General features: G+C 66.7%; 25 protein-coding genes and 1 tRNA gene. 19 read left to right on the top strand and 7 right to left on the bottom strand.

Going from position 1 to position 24335, the window contains the following annotated elements; translation table 11 throughout:
• Position 1: 1 nt before the first annotated feature.
• The 10 genes from EFAMC1_RS05555 (at position 2) to EFAMC1_RS05600 (ending at position 10591) form a co-directional block, all read left to right on the top strand.
• Entirely contained in the window at positions 2–796 is a 795-nt protein-coding gene (locus EFAMC1_RS05555) for a glycerol-3-phosphate acyltransferase (RefSeq protein WP_261981790.1), read from the top strand.
• Positions 793–1821, top strand: a complete 1029-nt coding sequence (locus EFAMC1_RS05560) for an NAD(P)H-dependent glycerol-3-phosphate dehydrogenase (RefSeq protein WP_154053323.1) — start codon at positions 793–795, stop codon at positions 1819–1821. The genes EFAMC1_RS05555 and EFAMC1_RS05560 overlap by 4 nt, the downstream gene beginning before the upstream one ends.
• A 3-nt stretch (positions 1822–1824) precedes the next feature.
• Positions 1825–2502, top strand: coding sequence for a ribulose-phosphate 3-epimerase (gene rpe / locus EFAMC1_RS05565; protein WP_154053324.1), 678 nt, complete (start codon positions 1825–1827; stop codon positions 2500–2502).
• A 5-nt stretch (positions 2503–2507) separates the two neighbouring features.
• Positions 2508–3677 carry a cysteine desulfurase family protein gene (locus tag EFAMC1_RS05570; protein ID WP_154053325.1) on the top strand — a complete coding sequence of 390 codons (1170 nt, stop codon included), beginning with the start codon at positions 2508–2510 and terminating at the stop codon, positions 3675–3677.
• Positions 3678–3934: 257 nt separating this feature from the next.
• The gene (locus EFAMC1_RS05575; protein ID WP_187324576.1) at positions 3935–4717 is read left to right on the top strand and encodes a Nif3-like dinuclear metal center hexameric protein; all 783 of its coding nucleotides are present in this window, start codon (positions 3935–3937) and stop codon (positions 4715–4717) included.
• Positions 4718–4722: 5 nt separating this feature from the next.
• Positions 4723–5439 (top strand): zinc ribbon domain-containing protein, encoded by a 717-nt coding sequence (locus EFAMC1_RS05580; RefSeq protein WP_154053327.1) that lies wholly within the window; start codon positions 4723–4725, stop codon positions 5437–5439.
• A 6-nt stretch (positions 5440–5445) separates the two neighbouring features.
• Complete coding sequence (coaBC, locus tag EFAMC1_RS05585; RefSeq protein ID WP_154053328.1) at positions 5446–6777, top strand: bifunctional phosphopantothenoylcysteine decarboxylase/phosphopantothenate--cysteine ligase CoaBC; 1332 nt, start codon at positions 5446–5448, stop codon at positions 6775–6777.
• Positions 6774–7721 carry a deoxyribonuclease IV gene (locus EFAMC1_RS05590; protein WP_261981791.1) on the top strand — a complete coding sequence of 316 codons (948 nt, stop codon included), beginning with the start codon at positions 6774–6776 and terminating at the stop codon, positions 7719–7721. The genes coaBC and EFAMC1_RS05590 overlap by 4 nt, the downstream gene beginning before the upstream one ends.
• Position 7722: 1 nt before the next feature.
• Complete coding sequence (locus EFAMC1_RS05595) at positions 7723–9558, top strand: ABC-F family ATP-binding cassette domain-containing protein (protein ID WP_154053329.1); 1836 nt, start codon at positions 7723–7725, stop codon at positions 9556–9558.
• Between the two features lie 88 nt (positions 9559–9646).
• A complete protein-coding gene (locus EFAMC1_RS05600; RefSeq protein ID WP_154053330.1) occupies positions 9647–10591 on the top strand; it encodes a DegV family protein in 945 nt (314 codons plus the stop codon).
• Between the two features lie 162 nt (positions 10592–10753).
• Here the strand turns inward: EFAMC1_RS05600 and EFAMC1_RS05605 are convergent, their stop codons facing one another.
• Positions 10754–12535 carry an ABC transporter ATP-binding protein gene (locus EFAMC1_RS05605; RefSeq protein WP_154053331.1) on the bottom strand — a complete coding sequence of 594 codons (1782 nt, stop codon included), beginning with the start codon at positions 12533–12535 and terminating at the stop codon, positions 10754–10756.
• The gene (locus tag EFAMC1_RS05610) at positions 12532–14253 is read right to left on the bottom strand and encodes an ABC transporter ATP-binding protein (protein ID WP_154053332.1); all 1722 of its coding nucleotides are present in this window, start codon (positions 14251–14253) and stop codon (positions 12532–12534) included. Before EFAMC1_RS05610 ends, EFAMC1_RS05605 begins: the two co-directional genes overlap by 4 nt.
• A 286-nt stretch (positions 14254–14539) precedes the next feature.
• Here EFAMC1_RS05610 and EFAMC1_RS05615 point away from each other — a divergent pair, with 286 nt between their 5' ends.
• Both EFAMC1_RS05615 and EFAMC1_RS05620 read left to right on the top strand, forming a co-directional pair.
• Positions 14540–14779, top strand: a complete 240-nt coding sequence (locus EFAMC1_RS05615) for a hypothetical protein (RefSeq protein WP_154053333.1) — start codon at positions 14540–14542, stop codon at positions 14777–14779.
• Between the two features lie 104 nt (positions 14780–14883).
• A tRNA-Pro gene (locus EFAMC1_RS05620) sits at positions 14884–14960 on the top strand.
• Between the two features lie 212 nt (positions 14961–15172).
• Here the strand turns inward: EFAMC1_RS05620 and EFAMC1_RS05625 are convergent.
• Positions 15173–15460, bottom strand: a complete 288-nt coding sequence (locus tag EFAMC1_RS05625) for a hypothetical protein (RefSeq protein ID WP_154053334.1) — start codon at positions 15458–15460, stop codon at positions 15173–15175.
• A gap of 298 nt (positions 15461–15758) precedes the next feature.
• On the opposite strand from EFAMC1_RS05625, the gene EFAMC1_RS05630 reads away from it, so the two are divergent.
• From EFAMC1_RS05630 to EFAMC1_RS05660, 7 genes are all read left to right on the top strand, one after another.
• Positions 15759–16454 (top strand): CDP-alcohol phosphatidyltransferase family protein, encoded by a 696-nt coding sequence (locus tag EFAMC1_RS05630; protein ID WP_261981792.1) that lies wholly within the window; start codon positions 15759–15761, stop codon positions 16452–16454.
• Between the two features lie 125 nt (positions 16455–16579).
• Positions 16580–17719, top strand: a complete 1140-nt coding sequence (locus tag EFAMC1_RS05635; RefSeq protein ID WP_187324577.1) for a D-alanyl-D-alanine carboxypeptidase family protein — start codon at positions 16580–16582, stop codon at positions 17717–17719.
• Positions 17720–17731: 12 nt separating this feature from the next.
• Positions 17732–18106 carry a Rid family detoxifying hydrolase gene (locus EFAMC1_RS05640; protein ID WP_154053336.1) on the top strand — a complete coding sequence of 125 codons (375 nt, stop codon included), beginning with the start codon at positions 17732–17734 and terminating at the stop codon, positions 18104–18106.
• Positions 18107–18147: 41 nt separating this feature from the next.
• Positions 18148–18570 (top strand): FHA domain-containing protein, encoded by a 423-nt coding sequence (locus EFAMC1_RS05645; protein ID WP_154053337.1) that lies wholly within the window; start codon positions 18148–18150, stop codon positions 18568–18570.
• Between the two features lie 11 nt (positions 18571–18581).
• Entirely contained in the window at positions 18582–19331 is a 750-nt protein-coding gene (locus EFAMC1_RS05650) for a MerR family transcriptional regulator (RefSeq protein ID WP_154053338.1), read from the top strand.
• A 98-nt stretch (positions 19332–19429) separates the two neighbouring features.
• A complete protein-coding gene (locus EFAMC1_RS05655; RefSeq protein WP_154053339.1) occupies positions 19430–19978 on the top strand; it encodes an adenine phosphoribosyltransferase in 549 nt (182 codons plus the stop codon).
• 18 nt (positions 19979–19996) lie between these two features.
• Positions 19997–21580 carry a ClC family H(+)/Cl(-) exchange transporter gene (locus tag EFAMC1_RS05660; RefSeq protein ID WP_261981793.1) on the top strand — a complete coding sequence of 528 codons (1584 nt, stop codon included), beginning with the start codon at positions 19997–19999 and terminating at the stop codon, positions 21578–21580.
• A gap of 347 nt (positions 21581–21927) precedes the next feature.
• On the opposite strand, the gene EFAMC1_RS05665 is transcribed toward EFAMC1_RS05660, so the two are convergent.
• The 4 genes from EFAMC1_RS05665 to EFAMC1_RS05680 all read right to left on the bottom strand — a co-directional run bounded on the left by EFAMC1_RS05665 (position 21928) and on the right by EFAMC1_RS05680 (position 24263).
• Complete coding sequence (locus EFAMC1_RS05665) at positions 21928–22875, bottom strand: NAD(P)/FAD-dependent oxidoreductase (RefSeq protein WP_154053341.1); 948 nt, start codon at positions 22873–22875, stop codon at positions 21928–21930.
• A gap of 63 nt (positions 22876–22938) precedes the next feature.
• Positions 22939–23388 carry a dUTP diphosphatase gene (gene dut / locus EFAMC1_RS05670; RefSeq protein ID WP_154053342.1) on the bottom strand — a complete coding sequence of 150 codons (450 nt, stop codon included), beginning with the start codon at positions 23386–23388 and terminating at the stop codon, positions 22939–22941.
• A complete protein-coding gene (gene nrdR, locus EFAMC1_RS05675; RefSeq protein WP_154053343.1) occupies positions 23381–23833 on the bottom strand; it encodes a transcriptional regulator NrdR in 453 nt (150 codons plus the stop codon). The genes dut and nrdR overlap by 8 nt, the downstream gene beginning before the upstream one ends.
• A gap of 103 nt (positions 23834–23936) precedes the next feature.
• The gene (locus EFAMC1_RS05680) at positions 23937–24263 is read right to left on the bottom strand and encodes a hypothetical protein (protein ID WP_154053344.1); all 327 of its coding nucleotides are present in this window, start codon (positions 24261–24263) and stop codon (positions 23937–23939) included.
• Positions 24264–24335 lie beyond the last annotated feature (72 nt).

Below are 24335 nucleotides of genomic sequence, written 5' to 3' on the forward strand. Positions count from 1 at the left end.
CATGAACCCGGCAGCGATGCCAACCATGCTCTTCGACAACTCCATCAACTGGGGGCCGCTCGTGGCCTATCTCCTGGCCACGTTCTTCGTCTGCGGCATCCCCTTCGGCAAGTTCATCGCCCGTGCCAAGGGCGTCGACATACAGAAGGTGGGCTCGGGGAACATCGGGACAACCAACGTGGCGCGCGAGATCGGCAAGGGCGCCGCGGCGCTCACGCTGCTGCTCGACGCGGGTAAGGGCGCGCTTGCCACGGGCCTCGCGAGCTGGCTCTTCCAGCAGCCGGACTTCGTGCTCACGAACGCGACGGGCATCTCGGTGGCCCCGACGGGCGCGGGCGCCTGGCTCGTGGGCCTCGTCATGGTGGCCGCCGTGTGGGGCCACATCTTCTCGCCTTTCCTGCACTTCCGTGGCGGCAAGGGCATCGCCGTGGGCGTGGGGTCGCTTCTCGGCTTCCTTCTGCCCGTGGCCCTCATCGAGCTCTCCGTGTTCATCGTGCTCGTGGCCGCCACCAAGCGCGTCTCCATCGGTTCGATCACCGTGGCGGCGGCGCTGCCCGTCGTGGCGGGCCTGGTCTACGGCTGGAACTGGCCGCTCGTGGTGACGCTTGCCGTGGCCGGCTGGACCGTCGTGTGGGCGCACCGGTCCAACATGAGGAAGCTCGCCGAGGGCAAGGAGGGTGCCTTCGCCTTCCACAAGGCCGGCACCGGGACCGATCCCGTCGTCGGCAGCGACGGCGCGGCCGTCGATGCCAAGGGCGGCCCCTCCGAGCCCGGCTCCGGCGAGGCCGGGCGATGAGCCGCGTCGCCGTCATCGGCGCTGGCTCGTGGGGCACGGCCTTCTCGGGCCTCGTTGCCGCGAACGCCGACGAGGTGAGCCTCTGGTGCCACTCCGAGGCCACGGCAAACGCCATCAACGAGACGCGCCACAATGCGCGCTACCTGCCCGACTACCCGCTCGCGCCCAACGTGCGGGCCACGGCGTCTCTGGGCGAGGCCCTCGAGGGCGCGGACGCCTGCGTGCTTGCGCTGCCCTCCAACCACCTGCGCGACGTCTGTTCGAGCCTCGCGCCCAGCCTCGTGCCCGAGGTGCCCGCCCTCGTGCTCACGAAGGGCATCGAGCCGGACTCGGGCCTGCTCATGAGCGAGGTCGCCGCCTCCGAGCTGGGGCGTCCCGAGCGCATCGCGGCGCTCTCGGGCCCCAACCACGCCGAGGAGGTCTGCACGGGCGCCCTCGCGGCCTCCGTGCTCGCCGCCGAGGACCTCGAACTCGCCGAGCGCCTGCGCTCGCTCGTCTCCACGCCCGCGTTTCGCGTCTACGTCTCGCGCGACGTGCGCGGGGTCGAGACCTGCGGCGCGGTCAAGAACGTCATGGCCATCGCCTGCGGCATCTGCGCCGGCCTGGGCCTGGGCGACAACACCCTCGCCCTCATCATGACCCGCGGTATCGCAGAGATTGGCCGCATGGTTGCGGCCCTCGGCGGCGAGCCCATGACCTGTATGGGGCTTGCCGGCATGGGAGACCTCGTGGCCACCTGCACCTCCGAGCACTCGCGCAACCGCCGCTTCGGCGAGGCCTTCGTGGCCGGTCGCACGCTCGACGAGTTCGAGGCCAGCACCCACATGGTCGTCGAGGGCGCCCGAGCCGTCGTCTCCGTGCGCGAGCTCGCACAGAAGAAGGGCGTCGAGGTCCCCATCTCAGACGCCGTCTGGAACGTCATCTACGGCGGCATGTCCGTCGAGACCGCCACCGCCATGCTCATCGGGCGCACCCCCACGAGGGAGTTCTACGGTATGGGCACGACCACGACAGAAGGGGAGTAACCCATGATCGAAGACGTCAAGATCGCCCCGTCCATCCTCTCCGCCGACATCGCCAACCTCGCGCGCGACCTCGACGCCATCTCGAGCGCCGACTTCGTGCACGTCGACGTCATGGACGGCCACTTCGTGCCCAACCTCACGTTCGGCCCCAACGTGGTCAAGGCGGCGAAGGCCAACTCCGACCTGCCGGCCGACGTGCACCTCATGATCACCAACCCCGACGAGACGGCAGAGGAGTACGCCCGCGCCGGCGCCGACATCGTGACCTTCCACTGGGAGGCCGCCACGCACGCGCACCGCGTTGTCATGGGCATCCACGAGGCGGGCGCCAAGGCGGGCATCTCGCTCAACCCCGCCACGCCGGCGAGCGTGCTCGAGGACATCATCTCCGACCTCGACCTCGTGCTCGTCATGTCGGTGAACCCCGGCTTCGGCGGCCAGAAGTTCATCCCCAACACGCTGCGCAAGCTTCGCCAGGTCCGCGCCCTCGCGGCAGAGCGGGGCGTCTCGCCGCTCGTGGAGGTCGACGGCGGCGTGGGCGCGGCCAACGCCGCCCAGATAGTCGAGGCCGGCGCCAGCGTGCTCGTGGCCGGCAGCGCCGTCTACGGTTCCGAGGACCGAGCCGCGGCCATCTCCCAGATCCGCGACGCCGGCCGCCAGGGCCTCACGAGGAGGGCATAGCCAGGATGGGTGTCGATCGCTACGTCTACCTCGACTACGCCGCATCCGCCCCGCTTCGCCCCGAGGCGCGTGACGCCTGGCTCGCCTATCACGACGAGCCCTTCGGCATGGCCAACCCCAACTCGCTCCACACACGCGGGCGCGAGGCCGCCCGCGTGCTTGACGGGGCCAGGCGCGACCTCGCCCGTGCCATCGGCTGCGGTTTCCGCCCGGGCGAGGTCGTCATGACCTCGGGCGGCACCGAGTCGAACAACCTCGCCGTGCTCGGCATGGCCGAGGGCGCGCGCAGGAGGAGCCGGAACAGGAGGAACCGGGTCGTACTCTCCGCCATCGAGCACGACTCGGTGTTGGACGTGGCGAGCCTGCTTCGCGGCCGGGGCTTCGAGGTGGAGCTTGCCCGGCCCGGGCGCGACGGCGTGGTCTCGGCCGAGGAGGTGCGTCGCGCGATGGGCGACTCGTGCGCCCTCGTGAGCGTCATGGCCGCCAACAACGAGACGGGCGTCGTGCAGCCCACGGCCCAGATCGTCGCGGCCGCTCACGCGGCCGGCGCGCTCGCTCACGTGGACGCCGTGCAGGCCTTCGGGCGCATCCCGCTCGACGCGCCCGGCGCCGAAGCCGTCTCCGTAGCGGCCCACAAGATCGGCGGCCCTATCGGCGTGGGCGCGCTCGCGATCCGCATGCGCTGCCCCTTCGAGGCTCAGAGCCTGGGCGGCGGCCAGGAGGGTGGTCACCGTCCCGGCACGCAGGACGTCGCGGGCGCCGTGGCCTTCGCCTGTGCCGCTCGCCTCGTCACCGACGACATGGCCGAGGTGAGGCCACGGGTGGCCACCCTCGCCAACCACGTCTACGAGCGCCTCTGCGCACCCGGTACCGGCATCGAGCCCACGACCGTGGCCCATGTGGACGACACGCGCCTGCCGGGCATGGTGAGCGTGATGGTGCCCTCCATGGACTCAGAGTCGCTCGTGCTCCAGCTCGACGAGCGCGGTTTCGAGGTCTCGGCGGGCTCTGCCTGCTCCTCTGGCTCGCTCGACGCCAGCCACGTCCTCACCGCAATGGGGATAGCCCGAGACGAGGCCCTGGGGGCGCTGCGCGTCAGCTTTGACGAGCGCGTCACCGCCGCAGACCTCGACGCCTTCTGCGACGCGCTGCTCGACATCGTCGCCGAGGGGTAGGGCGCTGCGGGAAGGGGACCGATGCGTCGACTCTGCGCTCAGACAGTCCTCGCCTCGCTTTGCTCGGCTGCGGAACTCGCGCCGAGCCGACGCATCGGTCCCCACGCGCCCGGACGCCTTGGCTCGAGACGAGTTCCGCAGGCGCGCTCTGTGCGCCGAGGACTGTCTGAGTCGCGAGCCAAGGCGTCCGGGCGCGCCCCCGGGCCTGTCTGCTCGGAGCTATGAGCTTCTTATCTCTCTTCTTGGTAGGAGGTTGTATGAGGGTCGATGAGGTCGTGGGGATGCTCGCCGATGCGTTCCCGCTGGAGAGGGCTGAGGGCTGGGACAGGCCTGGGCTTTCGGTGGGAGACCCCCTGGCGGAGGTCAGCGGCGTCGCGTGCGCACTCGATGCGATGCCGTCCACGGTGGAACAGGCCCATGAGCTGGGGTGCAACGTTCTCGTGACGCACCACCCGGCGTTTCTCGACGCGCCGTTTCCCATGACGCCCGAGGTCCGCACGTCCTCGGTGGGGGGAGCCACGGCGTTTGTGGCGGCGAGGCTCGGCGTATCGCTCGTGGCCATGCACACCAACCTCGACCGCTCCGACGCGGCCCTCGACCTCGCGGCCGACCTGCTGGGTCTTCCGCGAATGGGCAGGCTCCAGGAGCCGGACGGCTACGGGGCTTTGCTCGATTCCGGCGCGCTCGCGCTTGACGAGCTCGCGGCGCGTGCGGCCTCCGCGTTTCGCTGTGTGCCCACCGTGTGGGGCGCGGGCGGCCACGCGCCGGGCACGGTCGCGTTCTGCTCGGGCTCGCTCGGCGGCTTCGGGGCGGACGCCATACGGCGGGGCGTCGGCCTCGTCATCACAGGGGAGGCCGGATACCATCGCCTCTCCGAGCTCGCCTGCGCGGGCGTGGACGCTATACTCTTAGGACACGACGCCTCGGAGCGCCCCTATGCGGGGCTGCTTGCGCGGACCCTCCGCGACGCGGCGCCTGACATGCGCATACAGGTCTTGGACGAGCCCCTTCGCTGGCACGCGTGGGGCATTGGGGAGTGATTCACGTGTCAGAGGCAACCTCGCTGCTTAGGCTCCAGGAGATCGACCTCTCCCTCATGAGGCTCAGGAAGGCGGCAGACCAGCTCCCCCAGAGGGCCAAGGTTGCCGCCGCCCGCGCCGCGTCGAAGAAGGTCGCCTCCGAGCTCACCAAGATCGTGGGCCAGCGCAAGGACGTCGAGATTGACCTTGCCGACCTCGACGAGCGTAAGGCCATGCTCACGGACAAGGTGAGCGAGGTGCAGGCAGACGTGTCGGCCGGGGCCGACCACCGTGCCGCCCAGGACCTCGAGCTGTCGCTCTCCTCGCTTGCCAAGAAGCTCGAGAAGGTCGACTTCGACACCGAGCGCCTGCTTGAGAAGCTCGAGACCGTCGAGCGTGCCGAGCGCAACGCCCGGAGCCTCGCCGAGCGTCTCGCTGCCGAGGAGAAGGCGCAGACCGACGCCTGGCGCGAGGCCGCGGCCGACATCACGAGCCAGGTCAAGGAGCTCACCTCCGAGCGCGAGCGCGTCGTCGCCACCATATCGCCCGAGTTCATGGGGCGCTATGACGAGGCCCGCAAGCGCTTTGGCGGCCTTGCCGTCGAGTCGCTCGAGGGCAACCGCCCCTCCGCCTGCCGCGTGGCCCTGCAGCCCAGCTCCTTCTCCGACATCCGAAGAAGCGACTCCGACATCACCACCTGTCCCTACTGCCGCCGCATCCTCGTCGTCTCCCGGGAGGCCTAGGTTCCCATGCCGCTCACCCAAGCCGCCACCCGCGCCAAGCACGTGGCCCTCTTCGTCACCGGCGGCATCGCCGCCTACAAGGCCTGCGAGGTCCTGCGTGGCCTTCAGAAGCAGGGTGTGGACGTGCGCGTCTGCATGAGCGAGTCCGCCACCAGGCTCGTGGGCCCGCGCACCTTCGAAGCCCTCTCGGGCCACCGCGTCACGCTCGACCTCTTCGAGGACGAGACCTCGCCCATCCCGCACATCGAGCTCGCCGAGTGGGCCGACCTCGCCCTCGTGTGCCCGGCCACGGCCAACGTCATGGCCAAGATGGCCAACGGCCTCGCCGACGACGTGGTGAGCACCACGCTGCTCGCGTGCCCCGCGCCCAAGCTCGTGGCGCCCGCCATGAACGTGCACATGTGGGAGAACCTCGCCACGCAGGCCAACGTGGAGACGCTGCGCCAGCAGGGCGTGCTCTTTGCCGGTCCCGTGGTGGGCCGCCTTGCCTGCGGCGAGGTGGGCACGGGCAAGCTCGCCGAGGTGGAGCAGATCGTGGCCGCGGCGATGTTTCGCCTCCGGGCCGCCGGCGACCTCACGGGCAAGCACGTCGTGGTCACGGCCGGCCCCACGCACGAGGCCATCGACCCGGTGCGCTACCTCTCCAATGCCTCCTCGGGCAAGATGGGCTACGCGATCGCCGAGGCCGCCGCTGCCCACGGCGCTCACGTGACGCTCGTCTCGGGGCCCGTGTCACTGCCGGTTCCCACGGGCGTGGGCATCATGCGCGTCACCACGGCCGCCGAGATGCTGAGCGCCACCAAGGACGCCTTCGAGCTGGCCGACGCCGCCATCCTGGCCGCGGCCGTCTCCGACTACCGCCCGGCCACCGAGGCCAATCACAAGCTCAAGAAGGCCACCGAGCCGCTCGGCGAGGTCAAGCTCGTGGAGAACGACGACATCCTCGCCACGCTCTCCAAGAACCGCGGCGAGCGCATCGTTATCGGCTTTGCTGCCGAGACCGGCAACGTCATCCAGCGTGCCCGCGAGAAGCTCGCCAAGAAGGGCTGCGACCTCATTGTGGCCAACGACGTCTCGCGCGCCGACTCGTCCTTCGGCTCGGACACCGACACCTGCGCGCTCGTCTCGCCGCACGGCGTGGAGCAGCTTGATACCATGCCCAAGAGCGAGGTTGCCGAGGTCATCGTCAGGAAGCTCGCCACGATGCTGGGCGTTAGCGAGCCCGCGGCCGCCCCCGGAGGGGCCGCGGCGCTCGGCGAGACCGTCCTCATGCCGGGCCTCACGGGCGACGACGTCCTCGACGAGACCACCCTCATGCCTAAGGTGGGCAAGGAGTGAGCGAGCCCGAAACCGCCGCGCCCGCCTCGGCAGCCCCGAGAGCGGACACCGCGCTGTCGGCCGGCTGCCACCTCTCGAGCTCGGGCGGGTTTCTCGCCATGGGCGAGCGGGCGCTCTCGATTGGCGCCACGACCTTCGCCTACTTCACGAGAAACCCGCGCGGCGGCAACGCCAAGGCGGCAGACCCCGCGGACGCCGCCGCCCTGCGCGAGCTCATGGCCGCGCACGCCTTTGGTCCGCTCGTGGCGCATGCGCCCTACACGATGAACCTGTGCTCGGCAAAGCCCGAGGTGAGGGACTTCGCGCGGCGTGCCATGGCGGCCGACCTCGAGACGCTCGAGCTCCTGCCGGGCACCTACTACAACTTCCACCCGGGCAGCCACACGGGCCAGGGCGCCGAGGCGGGCATCGGGGAGGTTGCCGAGGGGCTCAACGCCACGCTCGTGCCCGGTCAGGCCACCTGTGTCCTGCTCGAGACGATGGCCGGCAAGGGCTCAGAGGTGGGCCGCACCTTCGAGGAGCTCGCGACCATCCTTGAGCGCGTCAACCACGACGAGCTCATGGGCGTCTGCCTCGACACCTGCCACGTGAGCGACGCGGGCTACGACGTGGCGGCAAGCCTCGACGCGGTGCTCGACGAGTTCGACCGGGTGCTTGGGCTCGGGCGGCTCCGGGCACTTCACCTCAACGACTCCAAGAACCCGGTGGGCGCGCACAAGGACCGCCACGAGCGCCTGGGCCTCGGGCACCTGGGGCTTGCCTGCTTTGCCGCCATCGTGCGAGACGAGCGCACCCGGCACCTGCCGATGATCCTCGAGACGCCCAACGAGCTGCCCGGATATGCCGCCGAGATCCGTGCGCTCAGGTCCCTCGCGGACGGTGCGGACGTCGACGAGACGATGAGAGAGCTGCGCCGCGAGCGTGACGGCGCGCAGGAGGAGTGAGATGGGAATCCTAATCGGCTGCGAGCACCTCTCCCAGGAGTGGCCGGGCAAGCGCGTGCTCGCCGACGTCACAATCGGCGTGAACGAGGGCGACCGCATCGGCATCGTGGGCAATAACGGCGATGGCAAGTCGACGCTGTTGCAGCTCATCGACCACAGGCTCGAGCCCGACGACGGCACCGTCACCTGGCGCGGCGGCATCACCGTGGGCATGCTCGGCCAGTCCGACCAGCTCGACGACGACGAGACCGTGGCGCACGAGGTCGTGGGCGACGTGCCCGAGTACGAGTGGGCCTCCAACCCCGAGACGCGCCGCATCATCGCCGAGCTCATCGGCGACGTGGACTGGGACGCCAAGGTGGGCACGCTCTCGGGCGGCCAGCGCCGCCGCGTCGACCTCACGCGCCTGCTCATCGGCTCGTGGGACGTGCTCCTGCTCGACGAGCCCACCAACCACCTCGACATGGGAGCCATCACCTGGCTCGCGAGCCACCTGCGCCACCGCTGGGCCTCGGGCGAGGGGGCGCTCCTCTGCATCACGCACGACCGGTGGTTCCTCGACGAGGTGTGCGAGAGCATGTGGGAGGTCCACGACGGCACGATTGACCCGTTCGAGGGGGGCTACTCGGCCTACATCCAGCAGCGCGTCGAGCGCGACCGCCAGGCCGCCGTCATGGAGGACCGCCGCCAGAACATGCTGAGAAAGGAGCTCGCCTGGCTCTCGCGCGGGGCCCAGGCGCGCTCGAGCAAGCCGAAGTTCCGCATCGACGCGGCGCGGGCCATGATTGCCGACGTGCCGCCCCTCAGAAACCCGCTCGAGCTCAAGCGCCTTGCCGTGAGCCGCCTCGGCAAGCAGGTCTTCGAGCTCAAGCAGGCCACGGTTGCCTTCGGGGGCCGCACCGTCATCGACCACGTCGACTGGCTCGTGGGTCCGGGCGACCGCTTTGGCATCCTCGGCGAGAACGGCGCCGGCAAGACGACGTTCCTGCGCCTGCTCGACGGCAAGCAGGCCCCCACGAGCGGGCACGTCAAGATCGGCAAGTCGGTCAAGCTCGGCATCCTGTCGCAGCACATCGACCTGCTCGCCGACAAGCTCGACTGGCGCGTGCGCGAGCTCTTGGGCCGCTATAAGAGGAGCTATGTCATCGGCGACAAGGAGTACACGCCAGAGAAGCTCCTCGAGAGTCTGGGCTTCGACAAGCGCGAGCTCGACACGCCCATCCGCGACCTCTCCGGCGGCCAGTCGAGGCGACTCGCGCTCATGTGCGTGCTGCTCGACGAGCCCAACGTGCTCATCCTCGACGAGCCCGGCAACGACCTCGACACCGACATGCTCGCCGTGATGGAGGACCTGCTCGACGACTGGCCCGGCACGCTCCTGCTCGTGACGCACGACCGCTACCTCATGGAGCGCGTGACCGATGACCAGTTCGCCCTCATCGGCGGCAGTCTGCGCCACGTGCCCGGCGGCGTGGACGAGTATCTGCGACTCATTGGCGAGCGGCATGGCTCGGGCGACGTCTCCGGCAACGGCCCAGCGCCGAAGGCCCCCGTCTCGCAGGCGAAGGCCCGGGAGGCACCGGCCCAGGCCCCGGCGGGGGAGGGCGGCCTCTCGAGTGCCGAGGAGTGGCGTCTGAAGAAGCAGCTCGCGAGCCTCGAGCGCAAGTGCGACACCCAACGCGGGCGCGTGGAGGAGCTCGAGCGCGCGATGGGGGAGGTCGACCCCACCGACTACGAGGCACTCGAGGCGGCGCAGGCCAAGGTGGACGAGGCCAAGGCGGCCCTCGACGGCCTCGAGGGCGAGTGGCTCGAGGTCGGGGAGCGCCTCGAGGGCTGAGGCGCGTGCCACTGGCCTCGCCCGCATCCGCTACCCTTTGTGAAACGACAGCGCTGGCGGCAGGGCCGCCCGCGAGCAAGGAGGAACCATGCCCGTCATCTGCCAGATCATGTGCGACTCCACGTGCGACCTCTCGGCCGAGCGCGCCCGCGAGCTTGGCGTGCGCGTCATTCCCTTCCACTACGTGGAGGCCGGAAAGCCCGACGGCGGCCTCTCCGGGGACGACGACCTCTTCCAGACGAGGAGCGCCCACGAATTCTACGACGCCATCCGCCGCGGCGCCTGCCCCATGACCTCGCAGCCCTCCCAGCTCGAGTACGACGAGGCCTTCCAGGCCGCATACGACACGGGCGTGCCTACGGTCATGCTCTGCATCTCGAGTGGCATCTCGGGTGGCTACCAGGGGGCCATGGCCTCTCTCGAGCGACTCAAGGAGGCCCACCCTGACGAGGAGGTGCGCATCTACGCCGTCGACTCGCTCGTGGCCTCCACGGCGCTCAACCTTTTGCTCGAGGGCGCGTGCAAGAGGCGCGACGAGGGCATGAACGCCGAGGACCTCGTGCGCTGGGTGGAGGATGCGCGCTACCACGTGCGCACGATCTTCATGGTGGACAACCTCGACGCGCTGCACCGCGGCGGCCGCCTACCCAAGGGCGTGGCCGTCATCGGCGACGCGCTCGACGTGAAGGCGCTCCTGCACTTCAACCTCGACGGCTCTCTCGGCATCCGCGGCGTTGCGCGCGGCCGGCGCAAGGGCATGCGCAAGATGTGCGACCACTTCGAGAGGAACCGCGAGCTCGAGCCTCATGGCCGCGTGGCCGCCGTGGGAGACGCCGACGCGCTCGAGGACGGCTACGAGCTGGCAGGCACGCTGCGCTCCTTCGACCCCGAGCTCGAGGTTCTCCGCTCCGCGATCGGCCCCACCATCGGCTCGCACGTGGGCCCCGGGATGGTCTCGGTGTGCTTCTGGGGTGCCGACCGCAGGGGCGAGAAGCAGCTCGGCAAGGTGAAGGGCGTCCGGGTCGCGAGGTAGCGGCCGGGCGCGGGGCCATCCCGACACCCGCCGCGTCCCGCCCGCCGTTCCGGGGAGACCACCGTGTACTCGCCGCAAGCCCGAGGGAACCCCCACGATGGCCGTGCCCGACATGGCCCGCACCCTCAAGCTCGGCATCGGCGCCATCGTCGGTGAGGGGCTTTACCGCTCGAACTGACTCCGGTAGAGGCCCGCGTAGAAGCCACCCCTGGCGAGCAGCTCGTCGTGGGTGCCGGTCTCCACGATGCGGCCGTCGCGCATGGCCACGATGAGGTCGGCGTCGCGAACGGTGGAGAGGCGGTGTGCCACCACGAAGCTCGTGCGGCCCTCCATGAGGCGCGAGAACGCCGCCTGCACCTTGACCTCGGTGCGCGTGTCGATGTTGCTCGTGGCCTCGTCGAGGATGAGCATGGGAGCGTCCGCGAGCATGGCGCGCGCGATGCAGAGGAGCTGACGCTGGCCGGCTGAGACGGCCGCCTCCTCTCCGCCGAGCACCGTGTCGTAGCCGTGTGGCATCCGTTCGATGAACTCGTCGGCAAAGGCCGCGCGCGCGGCGGCGCGAACCTCCTCGTCGGAGGCGTCGGGCCTGCCCAGCGCGATGTTATCCCTCACGCTCGCGCTCTTGACCCACGTCTCCTGCAGCACCATGCCCCAGGCCGCGCGAAGGCTCCGCCTCGTCACGGAGCGCACGTCGCGGCCGTCCACGGAGATGGAGCCCGCGTCCACGTCGTAGAAGCGCATGAGCAGGTTGATGAGCGTGGTCTTGCCGCAGCCCGTGGGACCCACGATGGCCACGCGCTCGCCCGGCCGCACGTGCAGCTCGAAGTCGCGGATGAGCGGGTGGCCCGGCACGTAGGAGAAGTCGACGTGCGAGATGTCAACCTGGCCGCGTACGTGCGCAAGCTCGAGGGCGTCGGACGCGTCCGGCTCCTCCTCACGCTCGTCGAGCAGCTCGAAGAGGCGCGCCGCGCAGGCAAGGGAGTTTTGGAGCTCCGTGACCACCTCGGAGATGTCGTTGAAGGGCTTCGTGTACTGGTTGGCATAGCTGAGAAATGCCGTGAGGCCGCCGACGGTAAGCGCCCCATCGATGGCCGCGAGCGCACCGAAGATGCCCACGCCTGCATAGACGAGCGCGTTCACGAAGCGCGTCGTGGGGTTGATGAGCGACGAGTAGAAGACGGCGCGAAAGCTCGCCTTTGCGAGGCGATCGTCGACCTGCTCGAAGCGGCCCTGGACAAGCTCTTGGGCGTCGAAGGCCTCCACCACGCCCTTGCCGCCCACGTACTCCTCGACGAGGGCCGTGAGCTCGCCCCTCCTCGCGCTCAGGTCATGGAAGTAGGTGTAGCCCCTGCCCGCGATGGCCTTGGCAGCCACGATCGAGAGCGGCGTCACGGCCGCCACGACGAGCGTCACGAGCGGGTTCAACGAGAACATGAACGCGAGCGTGAGCACGATGGTGAGCACGCCCGTGAAGAACTGCTGGAAGGTCATGACGAGGCCGTTGGAGAACTGGTCGACGTCGGTGACGATGCGGTTCACGACGTCGCCGTGGCGGTGCGAGTCGAGGTATGAGATGGGCAGGCGCTGCAGCTTAGAGAAGGCCGCGACGCGCATGTCGCGCACGACGTCGTAGGCCACGCGGTTGGTGAGCGCCGTGAGCAGCCATTGCGAGACGGCGGTCCCGGCAATGGACAGGGCCAGGAGGCGAAGCGCGTCGAGGAGCCTCGCCCCGTCGACCTCGCCCGGCCCCACGAGACAGTCGACGGCACGTCCCGAAAGCACGGGCACGAGCAGGGTCGTCACCGTGACGACCGCCGCGAGCAGCCCGGATGCCACGAGGGTCGCCGCATGGGAGGAGAGGAAGCCGAGCGCCCGCCGAAGGGTGCCCATGCTCGAGGCTCGTTTGGTGCCGGCCGTTGTGGGCTTTGCCTTGGCTGCGCTCATGCGGCCACCTCCCCGCGGTCGAGCTGCGAGTCGCAGATCTCGCGGTAGACCTCACAGGAGGCGAGGAGCTGCTCGTGCGTGCCCTTGCCCACGAGCCGGCCGCCGTCGAGCACGAGGATGAGGTCCGCGTGCCTGATGGCCGAGACGCGCTGCGAGATGACGACCTGCGTGGCGCCGGCCAGGTCCTCGCGGAGGGCGTGGCGCAGGCGCGCGTCGGTCGCAAGGTCGAGGGCGCTCGATGCGTCGTCAAGGATGAGAATGCGCGGGTGCCTCACGAGCGTGCGGGCTATGGAGAGGCGCTGGCGCTGGCCTCCGGAGAGGTTCCTTCCCAGCTGCTCCACCTCGCCGTCGAACCCTCCCTTGGCCTCCACCACGTCGGTTGCCTGGGCCGTGGCGACGGCACGTTCGAGCTGGCCTTCATTGGCACCCTCGGCACCCCATCGCAGGTTGGAGGCGATTGTGCCCGCAAAGAGGCGCGGACGCTGGTCGACGATGCCCTCGAGCTCGTGCAGGCTGGAGAGGCGCCAGTCGCGCACGTCCCTGCCGCCCACGAGCACCTCGCCCTCCGTCGCGTCATAGAAGCGCATGGCGAGCGCCGCCAGGGTCGACTTGCCCGACCCCGTGCCGCCGATGATGCCCACGACTTCGCCGGGCCTGGCGAGAAAGCTCACGTGCGAGAGCGCGGGAGCCGAGGCGCCCGGATAGGTGAGGCTCACGTCGCGGAACTCGAGCGAGGCCGGGGCGTCCGCGTCCACGGCAGTTCCATCCTGCATGGCCGGGTGTCGGGCAAAGACCTCGTTGACGCGGCGGGCGCAGGCCTCCGCCTTGGAGAGCACGACGACGAGGTTCGCGAGCTTGAGCAGCTCGACGAGCATCTGCGACATATAGTTCACGAGGGCCACCACATGGCCCTGCGTGAGCCCGCCCGCGTCCACGTGCACACCACCCACGGCAAGCACGGCGACGAGCCCGAGGTTGACGGCCACGTAGGTAAGCGGGTTCATGAGGGCCGAGACGTCGCCCACGCCCACCTGCTCGCCCCGGAGCTCCTCCGCGGCGGCATCGAACTCCCGGGACTCTGCCTGCTCCCGGCCAAAGGCGCGAAGGACGCGCACGCCCTCGAGCTGCTCGGAGACACGAAGCAGGATGCCGTCGAGGCGGTGCTGGACCTGGCGGTAGCGCATGACCGCGGCGCGCATGACGAGCCAGACGAGCAGGATTACGAGCGCTACGACGATCGCGAAGACCGCCCCCTCATATCCGTCGACGTAGACGGCCGCGGCAAGGGCGCCAAAGACGGCGATGGGGCAACGCAGCACGAGCCGGAAGAACAGGTTCACGCCGTCCTGGATCTGGTTGGAGTCGTTGGTGAGCCTCGTCACGAGGGTCGAGGTGCCCAGCTCGTCGACGTCGGCTCGAGAGAGCGCCATGACGTGGCGGAAGAGGTCGTCACGAAGGGCCGTGCCAAAGCCGGCGCCGAGCTTGGCGCTGAAGTACTGGGCCGTGGCGGCGCAGACCCAGCCGACCACGCCCATGACCACGAGAATGACGGCACAGGTCATGATGTGCGCGCGGTCGCCACGGGCGATGCCGTCGTCGACGACGCTTGCCATCACGAAGGGCACGAGGAGCTGGAAGGCGGCCTCGAGAAGCTTGAAGAGGGGAGCGAGGACGCACTCCCTGCCATAACCGGAAAGATATCTTATGAGCTTGAGCATGGCACCGCCAAGAATCGTGATGTTCGTCCGTTCGATGATAACGCGCGGTTGGCGTGCAGCGAACGGTGCCCGCCTTCGGCCGACAGGGGAGCCGTGCGCCCGCGCAGGGCGGCCCGTCTCCGCCCGCATCATGATTCGGGCCGCTGGCCGAATCGGTGATGCCCGTCAGATTCAGCGTTGGGAAAATGCCCCTGAGATCATGGGGGCAAAGGGGACTCCCGTCTTTTCACCTCTCGCCCCATCTCGTCCCGCCTTTGCCTTGTCGTTGACACGAAAGGGGTTGGTTGTGATGCTGGTTGGCATGGGTGTTCCCGAGCTTCTGGTCGTGGGGATAATCGTCCTGCTTCCCCTCAGCTCGTACTTCATCGTCGTGAGGCTGCTCGCGGACTATTGCAAGGACCACGGCTCGGACTGTCCCAAGGCCCTCCTCATCTTCATCGGCATCTTCATGACCCCCATCACGCTTGCGGTTTTCGCCCTCCTCCTTGTCCTCGACGAGAGAAACGAGCTGCTTCGCACATCGTGACCCCTCGTTGCAAGCGCGAGATGACAATTGCCCAAAAAAGTCCTTGCACTGGCTGGGGGCTGATGGTATCTTCTCTTCTGCTGCGAGTGAGAGCGGCAACATAACGGGTGGTGGCGCAGTTTGGTAGCGCACTTGACTGGGGGTCAAGGGGTCGCTGGTTCGAATCCAGTCCACCCGACCAAACATGCAGCTAGGGGCTTTGTTGCCCCTAGCTTTTTTTGAATTTGTACCATTTTTTCGGAGCGTTAAAAATCCATGTACTCAAATGGCTTCCGAGGCCTTGGATTTCATATCGCATAGAGCATATAAATATAAAAGCAGGCCGTTTTCCCATGAAAAGCTGATGAATATTGTTACATCTCTGTTAACTGTTATTCTGACCCCTCGGGCGGGTCAACCCCTCCCTATGGCCCTCTCGAGACGCGCGGTCTCCTGCCTGAGGTCGGCGACGAGGCCGCGCGAGATCGGAAGCCCCGCCTCGGCGACGTCAGCCGCCCTCCTGACCGACGCGACGGCCTGCTCGAGCGCCTTGATCCCATCCTTGTACGTGAGGGGCTGCGACCCCCGGACCCGGTCCCTGAGCCGCGTGGGGCTCATCGACTCCCTCTGGTAGTCGACGAATAGCTTCCTCTGGGCCCCCTTGGGGAGCTCGGATATGGAGCGGAGGGTCTCGGGGTCCACGCGAGTGACTGTGCGGCCCGCTCCTCATGGGCACCCCTCATCGAGGGTATCTCGCTGGCGGCGTAGAGGTGCGTGGGGCTCAGCGTAAGCGGGTCCGAATCGTCATAGATGTAGGAACAGCCTCTGTTGACCCAGAATAGCTCGGGATGCTCGCCCAGTACCTCCCTCAGGAGGTCGAATCTCACATCACTGTCACCTTCGTGTATGGACGGTGGCTCGGCCATGGCTTGGGGTATCATCCCAAGGACTGTGCGTAGGCGCAGTCTGCCATCTCAATTTCAGGGAGTGTAGATTAACCGTGAACCCATGGCTCGAGGAAAAGGTACGTCAGGGCATCGAGCCCAACGTGGATGCGCCGGTCGGTAGCTCCGAGAATCCCTCCTACAAGGTCCTCACGGTCGCAAACGCCATCACCGTTGCGCGTATGGCGCTCACCGTCGTCTTCCTCTGCATGTTCGTGCAGCACATCAACCGCCCGCTCTCCATCTTCATCTACGCGCTCGCCGCAAGCACGGACTGGATGGACGGCCAGATTGCGCGCCGTACGCAGACCGTGAGCTGGTTCGGCAAGATCTTGGACCCCATCTGTGACCGCGCCCTGCTGTTCACGGGCGTCCTCGGCCTCGTCGTCACCTCGGAGCTTCCCGCTTGGGTGGCCTTCCTCCTCATCGGTCGCGACGTGTACCTTGCCTGCGGTGGCCTCATCGTCCGGCACTATCGCGAGCGCCCCGTCGACGTGGTCTACGTAGGCAAGATCACGACGGCCCTGCTCATGTTTGGCTTCTGCGACCTTCTGCTTGGCGTTCCCGTCATCGAGGGGCTTGGGGTCACGACGCTCTCCTGGCTTCCGGGCCTCAATGCCCAGGGAGGCCCCGTCGGCCTCCTCTTTGTCTATGCCGGTTGCGTCTTCTCGGTGATAACCGCAATCGTCTACACGAGCGAGGGCATGGCCATCGTCAAGGCTGCCAAGGCCCTGGCGAGGAGGCATAAGTGAGTCTGACCGAGAGCCCTTGCTTCCAGGTCGCATCTAGCCAAGCTGCCAGACCGGGGTTCCGGCGGTCGCGGGGCTTCGTGGGGCTCCCTTGCCCGTCGTCCGCCAGACTTCGGGCGCTGGTCTCCGTGTCGCTTCTTCTCGTCCTTGCGCTCGCCTGGTCCCCCCGTGTCGCGCGCGCGGACACTGCAGAGCCCACGCTCTCCGAGGCGGAGGCTGCCATCGTCGTGGACTCGTCCGGCAACGTGCTCTTCGAGAAGAACCCTGACGAGGAAATCAACATGGCCTCGGTCACGAAGGTGATGACGGCCGTCGTCGCGCTCGAGAGCGGCGTTTCCCTCGGCACGCAGGTGACCATCCAGGCAGCAACGGACCTGCCCGAGAACGCCATGGTCGCCGGCTACCAGCCGGGACAGACCTCGTCGCTCGAGGACCTCATGCGCGTTATGCTCGTTCGCTCGGCAAACGACGCGGCGTACGAGGTTGCCGTTGCCTGTGCGGGCTCCGAGCAGGCGTTCGTTGACAAGATGAACGACAAGGCGGCAGAGCTGGGCATGACCCACACGCACTTCGTGAACCCCCACGGCCTCGATGCCGAGGGCCACCACTCGAGCGTATCCGACCTCGTGACGCTGGCTCGCTATGCCATGACGCGCTACCCGTTCATCTCGGACACGGTGAGAAGGACGAGCGTGACGGTTCCCATCGGCTCCGCGAGCATCACGTTCCCCACCGTGGACACCTTCCTCACGAGCTACCAGGGCGCCCTTGGCATCAAGACCGGTACGGGCGACACGGTCACGAGCTTCCTTGGTGCCGCCCGTCGCGGAGGCACCACCCTCTACACCTGCGTCCTCGGCTGCAAGACGGCACAGGGGCGCTTCTCGGACACGAGGGCGCTCATGGACTGGGCCTTCACGCGCTACCAGCGCTACCAGCTCTCGCGGGCGGGACAGATCGTCGCGGTCCAGCCGTATGCCTATCACTTTGGCCTCTCGGCCGTGGTCTCCGCCGACACCTCCACGAAAGGGCTCGTCTGGCCCGATGGCGGCGCCACCACATACGAGCGCACCCTGAGGACCTCGGGCGTCCTGAGCGTTCCCAACGAGGGCGTGGGAGTGTGCCAGTGGACGCAGGACGGCAGGGTCGTGGCTACGGTGTCATACTCGACTCGTCCGAAGCTCGTGCGTACGCCGGTGGGCATCGGGCTTTTCGGAAGGCTCGACCAGCTGCCGGCCAACGCGGGCCTCGCGAACGCCGCTGCCTAGGAGGGGAGTCACATGTACGCCATCACGACAAAGGATGCCCCCAAGCCCGAGGGAACCTATTCCCAGGGCACGAGTGCCGCGAGGTTCGTGTTCGTCTCCGGACAGCTTCCCATCGAGCCCACCTCCGGCGAGCTCGTGCCTGGCGGCATCGGGCAGCAGACGGCCCGCTGCATCAGGAACGTCGAGGCGGTCCTCAGGGAGCTCGAGCTCGGTCTCGCCGACGTCACCAAGACGACCATCTACCTCACCTCGCTTGCCGAGCTCGAGCAGGCAGACGAGGTCTATGCGGAGCGCTTTTCTCAGCCCGCTCCCGCCCGCTCGTGCGTCGAGGTGCGCGCCCTGCCTCACGGCGCGCGAGTCATGGTGGAGGCCATAGCCTGCCGCTAGGGGTACAATGTCATTCACACTTCGATGCACAGGGGGAAGTCATGCAGAACCAGAATCCAAACACCAACAGCGACGCAACGGCCATCTTCTGCATGCCCACGTCCGACGCGACCGTTCCTGACCTCATGGGCGTCTCCCGCCCCGAGTATCCCACGCTCACCATTCTCAAGGGCCCGCAGACCGGCTCTACCTTCGTGCTCGACTCTCCTGAGGTCACGATTGGCCGTGACCCCGGCAGCGCCGTCTTCCTCAACGACATGACCGTCTCGCGCCACCATGCGGTGCTGCGCGTCTCCGGCCTCTCCGCCACGATCGAGGACCTCGGCTCTCTCAATGGCACGTGGGTCGATGGCGCCATCGTCAATAACGCCACGCTGCAGGACGGCTCGACCATCCAGATCGGCACGTTCCGCATGGTGTTCCACACCACGCGCACCACGACGAAGATCGCAACCGGAGAGTAGCGGGTCCACCCATGGCCGATGCAGGCTACCTCACCATCGGAAAGGTCGTGCGGAGGCTGCAGCGGCAGTATCCTGACCTGTCGGTCTCCAAGGTCCGCTACCTTGAGGACGAGGGGCTGCTCAACCCGTCGCGTACGCCGGGTGGGTATCGCCTCTACTCCTCACGCGACATCCAGCGACTCGAGACCATCCTCTATCTCCAGAAGAGCAAGTTCCTGCCGCTCTCCGTCATAAAGGAGGAGCTTGACGGCAAGAAGGTCTCCGAGGAGCACGAGGCTGAGCAGGGGAGTGCATCCGATCCCTTCGAGCCTCTGCCCGACCCCATGAGCGCTGTCGACGCGGCAATGGCAGACCAGCTCTATCCCATCGAGCGCGTGCCGGAGGTGCTTGGCATCCCCATCGCGCTCGTGCGGCGTCTCTCCGATTGCGGCATCATCCGCCTGCGACGGTCTCCCGCCGGGCGCGACCTCGTCGACGGTCATGACATTCCGCTCATTCGCGCCTGCGCCGAACTGGGCCGCTTTGGCATCGAGCCCAAGAACTTGCGCCAGTACGTCACGGCTTCCAATCGAGAGTCACCCATGTTCGAGCAGGCGCTTGTCTCCATCTCGCGACACCAGGGCGAGAGCGAGAAGGACCGCAGGCACCGCCGCAACCTCGCGCTCGACCGCATGCTTGCGCTCACGAACTCGGTTCGCTCCGCGCTCATCCGTCGCTCTCTGGACGACGGCGACGAGAGGGCTGAGAGACGTGCGAGGTAATCGGGCGCGCTAAGGGGTATAACCAGTTGTGTCTTAAGGCATGGGCGAGCGCCCGTGCCGCTTGGGCAGGTCAAGAACCCAAAATCAAGGAGCTAGCCATGTCAGACACGCAGGATAGGCCGTTTGCCTACGAGCACCTCGTCATCGACATTCCCGACTATCCCGAGCCGGGCGTCATCTTCAAGGACATCACGCCGCTCATCTCCAACGAGCATGGCTTGTCCGCCTGCGTTGACACGATGGTCGACCACTTTCTCGGCATGGGCATCAACAAGGTCGTCGGCTCCGAGGCGAGGGGCTTTCTCATCGGCGCTCCCGTTGCCTATCGTCTTGGTGCCGGGTTCGTTCCCGCCCGCAAGCCGGGCAAGCTCCCTCGTGAGGTCTACTCGCAGCGCTATGCCCTCGAGTACGGTACGGACGAGCTCCAGATCCACAAGGACGCCCTGAAGCCGACCGACCGCGTGCTCGTCGTCGACGACCTCGTGGCCACGGGCGGCACGGCCCTGGCGACGGCCAAGCTCGTCGAGCAGTCCGGCGCCAAGATCATGGGCTTCTCCTTCATCCTCGAGCTTGACTACCTGCACCCGCGCGAGGTCATCTCCAAGGAGTTCCCGCAGGAAATCTACTCGCTCATCAAGGTTCACTAGGACGTCAAGGCCTTGTCAGTGCACACCGATCCCGTGGTGAGGAGGCTTTCCGGTAGGTTCCAGGTGAGCCTCGTCTGGGAGGGCTGCCTCGTAGGCCTAGCCGGAGGCCTCCTCGTCACGCTCTATCGTCTCTCGCTCACCTGGGCGGAGGGCACCATTCGCGCCTTCGTGTCCACCTTTGGCGAGCATCCCGAGCGCATCGCCATGCTCTTCTTGGGACTGGTCTTGGCGGCCGTCGCTGTTGCGGCGCTCGTTCGCTGGGAGCCTGCGACGTCGGGTTCGGGCATTCCCCAGGTCGACGCCGAGGTCATGGGGTCCATGGACATGCCATGGCACAGGGTGGTCGTGGCAAAGTTCGCCGAGGGAACCCTCGCGGCCCTGGGCGGCCTCTCCCTGGGACGCGAGGGCCCGTCCGTGCAGCTGGGAGGCATGGCGGGCAAGGCCGTCTCCAAGCTTCTTCGTCGTGGAAGGGGAGAGGAGCGCCTGCTTGTCACCTGCGGGGCCGGTGCCGGCATGGCGGCCGCCTTCCACGCCCCGTTGACGGGCGTCATGTTTGCCCTCGAGGAGATTCATAAGACCTTTAACGCGGCCCTCATCATCTCGGTCATGTGCGCGGCCGTCGTATCGGACTACGTTGCCTCGCAGATCCTTGGTCTCAAGCCGGTCATCGCCTTTGGCCTCTCCGGGTTTCTGCCGCACGAGAGCTATTGGGTTCTCGTCGTCTTTGGCCTGGCGATGGGCCTCGTTGGCGTCGCACACAACGCGGGGATGTTCGCCATCCAGGACATCCTCTCGAGGATTCGCTGGAAGTCTCCGTTCGGTCGCTTCCTCGTCCCGTTTGTCATAGCGGGTGGCGTCGCGCTGTCTGCCCCCATCCTCATGGACGGCGGCGATGCCATTCTCAAGCTTCTCGAGCAGCCCACCGGCATAACGGTTGCCCTGCTCGCGGCCCTCCTCATCGGCAAGTTCCTCTTCACGGGCGTCTGCTTTGGGGCCGGCGTCCCAGGTGGCACGCTCTTTCCGCTCGTGGTCATGGGGGCGCTTGCGGGTGCGCTTCTCGGTGAGGCGGGGGCGTCCCTCTTTGGCCTTGACCCGGCACTTGTGACCAACTTCATGGTGCTTGGCATCGCGGGCATGTTCGCCTCTGCCATCAGGGCGCCCGTCACGGCGGTGGTCCTTGCCTTCGAGTTGACGGGGAGCCTTGACGCGCTCCTGTCGCTCTCGGTGGTGAGCGTTGTTGCCTACGTAACGGCGAACGTCTTACATGTGGACCCGTATTACGAGCATTTGCTTGCCAAGCTCCTGGGCCTGAGCGCGGACGAGGCTCACGACCGCTGGGGCTCCCAGGGACGTCAGCTTCACTCCTATGTGGTGGAGAGCGGCTGTGACGCCGCAGGAAGGCTCATATCGGAGCTGGACTGGCCCAAGCAGGCGCTCATCGTCACCGTGACGCGCTGTGGCAAGCAGATTATGCCCAGAGGTTCCACGCGGCTCATGGAGGGCGACCGTCTCCTCGTGCTCCTCGAGGAACAGCGCGGGGATGACTCTGAGTTGCGCGTCAGAAGGCTTCTCCACGGCAGCTTTGCTCCACGCCAAGAGTAGAATGGCTTGAGGTATCGAAGGATGTCCAGCTGCAATGAGGTTGGGGGCTCTCCGTTCTTTTACTCTTCTCTACTTTACATAAGATATATTATCGATTATCTAGCTAGAACCTAAGAAGGGGAGTCGTGTACTCCCGAGAGGGCATTCTGTACCAAGTGGAACGATTCGATTGTCAAGTTTCAGCGAATGTATATGGCAAGGCCGGCCAAAGGCTCTGGATATGGGTCTTTGACCGGCCGGGCACATGACGCTAGTTGAAGGCCTCGTTATTGGGCGCGCCGCTTTTGAGCTTAGACTCAGGTGAGTTTCCGCTTAGGAGCCGTCACCTTTAATCCGAACGCACATTGCTAGATGACAAGCTCCCCAAGGAACAGGGCTGCGCTCGTCGCCGCGATGGCGCCGTCTGCCGCCGCGGTGATGACCTGACGCAGGGGCTTGGTGCGAACGTCGCCTGCGCAGAAGAGACCTAGCGTCTTGGTGGCCATTGAGTCGTCCGTTACGATGGAGCCATCCGGCGAGAGCTCGACGAGCTCCCTCACGAGTCCAGACTGGGGAACGTGGCCGACCGAGACGAAGATGCCGAACGAGCCCGGGTCGAACGTCTCGACATGCTCCTCGCCAGAGACGTTGTCCCTGAACGTTATGCTCGTGGGAAGGGTCTCCCCCTCGAGCTTTGTGATACTAGTTAGGTACCTAACCGAAATCTTCTCGTTCTGCTCGACCTGCCTGATGCCGCTGCTCATGGCGCGCAGATGGTCCTTGCGAACGATCATCGTGACGTCAGAGGCAAACCTCGAGAGGAAGACGGCCTCCTCGCAAGCGGAGTTACCGCCACCGATGATGAAGACGTGCTTACCGGTGTAGAACATGCCGTCACAGGTGGCGCAATACGAGACTCCCCTGCCGCGGAACAGGTCCTCGCCCTCGAATCCGGCCTTCCTCGGCGTGGCGCCGGCGGCATAGACGAGCGTCTTGGACTGATAGGAGCCCTCGTCGCCCACAAGGGAGAAACGAGACTCCTTCTCATCAAACGAGATGGAGCTGATGGCGTCAAAGGCGAACTTGGCGCCGAGGTTCTCGGCATGGTCTTGGAACTTGGTTCCGAGCTCCGCCCCGCTGACGCCCTCGATGCCTGGATAGTTGTCTACCTCGTCGGTGGTCGTGATCTGGCCGCCAAAGGCTCCCTGCTCGATCGTGAGCGCATCGATGCCGGCCCTCGTGGCGTAGATTGCAGCCGTAAGGCCAGCCGCGCCCCCTCCAAGGATGATGAGGTCATGTGTCGTTGGGTCTGTCATGAATACCTCTCAATCTGTTGAGATGGTTTTGCGTTAGTGAGCGCCCTTGGGAACCAGGGACTGCTAGTCTGTACCACTCGACCCAAATCCGCCCGTACCACGGTCGGTCTCGTCAAGCTCGTCGACCTCGGTCAGCGTGACGACCGGGACCTTCTGGATAACGAGCTGTGCGATGCGCTCGCCGCGCTCGATGACGATGTCGTTCTGGGAATCGAGGTTGACGGCACAGACCTTGAGTTCGCCACGGTAGTGGGCATCGATGAGCCCCGGAGTATTGGCCATGGAGAGCCCCTTGCGAAGCGCAAGCCCGCTTCGAGGCTGGACAAAGCCCGCATAGCCCTCGGGAATGGCAATCGCCAGCCCCGTCGAGACAAGCCTGCGCTCGAGGGGCTTGAGCACGACGCTCTCGCTGGCCCTGAGGTCGAGGCCGGCGTCACCGGCATACGCGTAGCTTGGTAGCTCGACCGTGGGATCAAGCCGCTTGATGGGCAGGGTGATGGCATCCTCACTCACTGGAGAGCCTCCTTAGCTCCTCGGAGAATTCCTCGATGTCCTTGAAGTCTCGGTAGACGGACGCAAAGCGGACGTAGGCTACCTTGTCGATGTCGAGTAGGCGATGCAAGACCATCTCACCAAGCGTGCTTGAGGAGACCTCGGTCTTGCCATGGTCCCTCAGCTCAGACTCGATGCTGCCGATGAGGGCGTCGAGCGTTGAGATGGGAACGTCACGCTTGACCGTCGCCCGCACAAGGCCCCTCATGAGCTTCTCGCGATCGAAGGGCTCCTTGGAGCCATCGTGCTTGAGCACGACGAGGGGCAGCTCCTCGCGTCGCTCGTACGTCGTGAACCTAAAGCCGCACGCGACGCACTCGCGACGCCGCCTGATGGAGTCATTGCTTTCGGCAGGCCGGGAGTCGACTACCTTGGACTCCTCGCAGCCGCACTTTGGACAGCGCATGGTACCTCCCAGATGATAATGACACTTGGAAGATACCACACGATGTTGTGGGCTTGCAGGGCCGGTACCGCATGTGACGGTTGCCTTTGGCTCCAGGCGGCACCTAGCCCAGCAGGCGCTGGATGAGCCAGGCGCCAAAGACCATGGCGCAGATGATGATGCCGGCGGCGTAGACGGCGAGCGTCTGGCTCTCGCTCACATAGGGAGTGACGTTGGGGGCATACCCGGCACGTGTCTTCGGAACGGGCACAGAGACGGTGTCGACAGACCTGTGCGCAACCCTGCGGTTGGTTCCGGAGGGAATCGCCCAACCGTGGGCCCTCGAGCGGCCACCCTCGACGAGACGAAGGCGGTGCGACTCCCTGGGCTTGAGCGCAGCGGAACCCTCATACGTATAGATCGTTTCGCCATATCGAGTGTTGACATTCATGTGACACCCCTTCGCTCGTCCTTTTGTTGTCTCTAGGTATACGGGCCTAAGCGGACAAAAAACCGGACTGGA

The sequence above is a fragment of the Olsenella uli genome, from assembly GCF_901212675.1.
Lineage (GTDB): Bacteria > Actinomycetota > Coriobacteriia > Coriobacteriales > Atopobiaceae > Parolsenella > Parolsenella uli_B.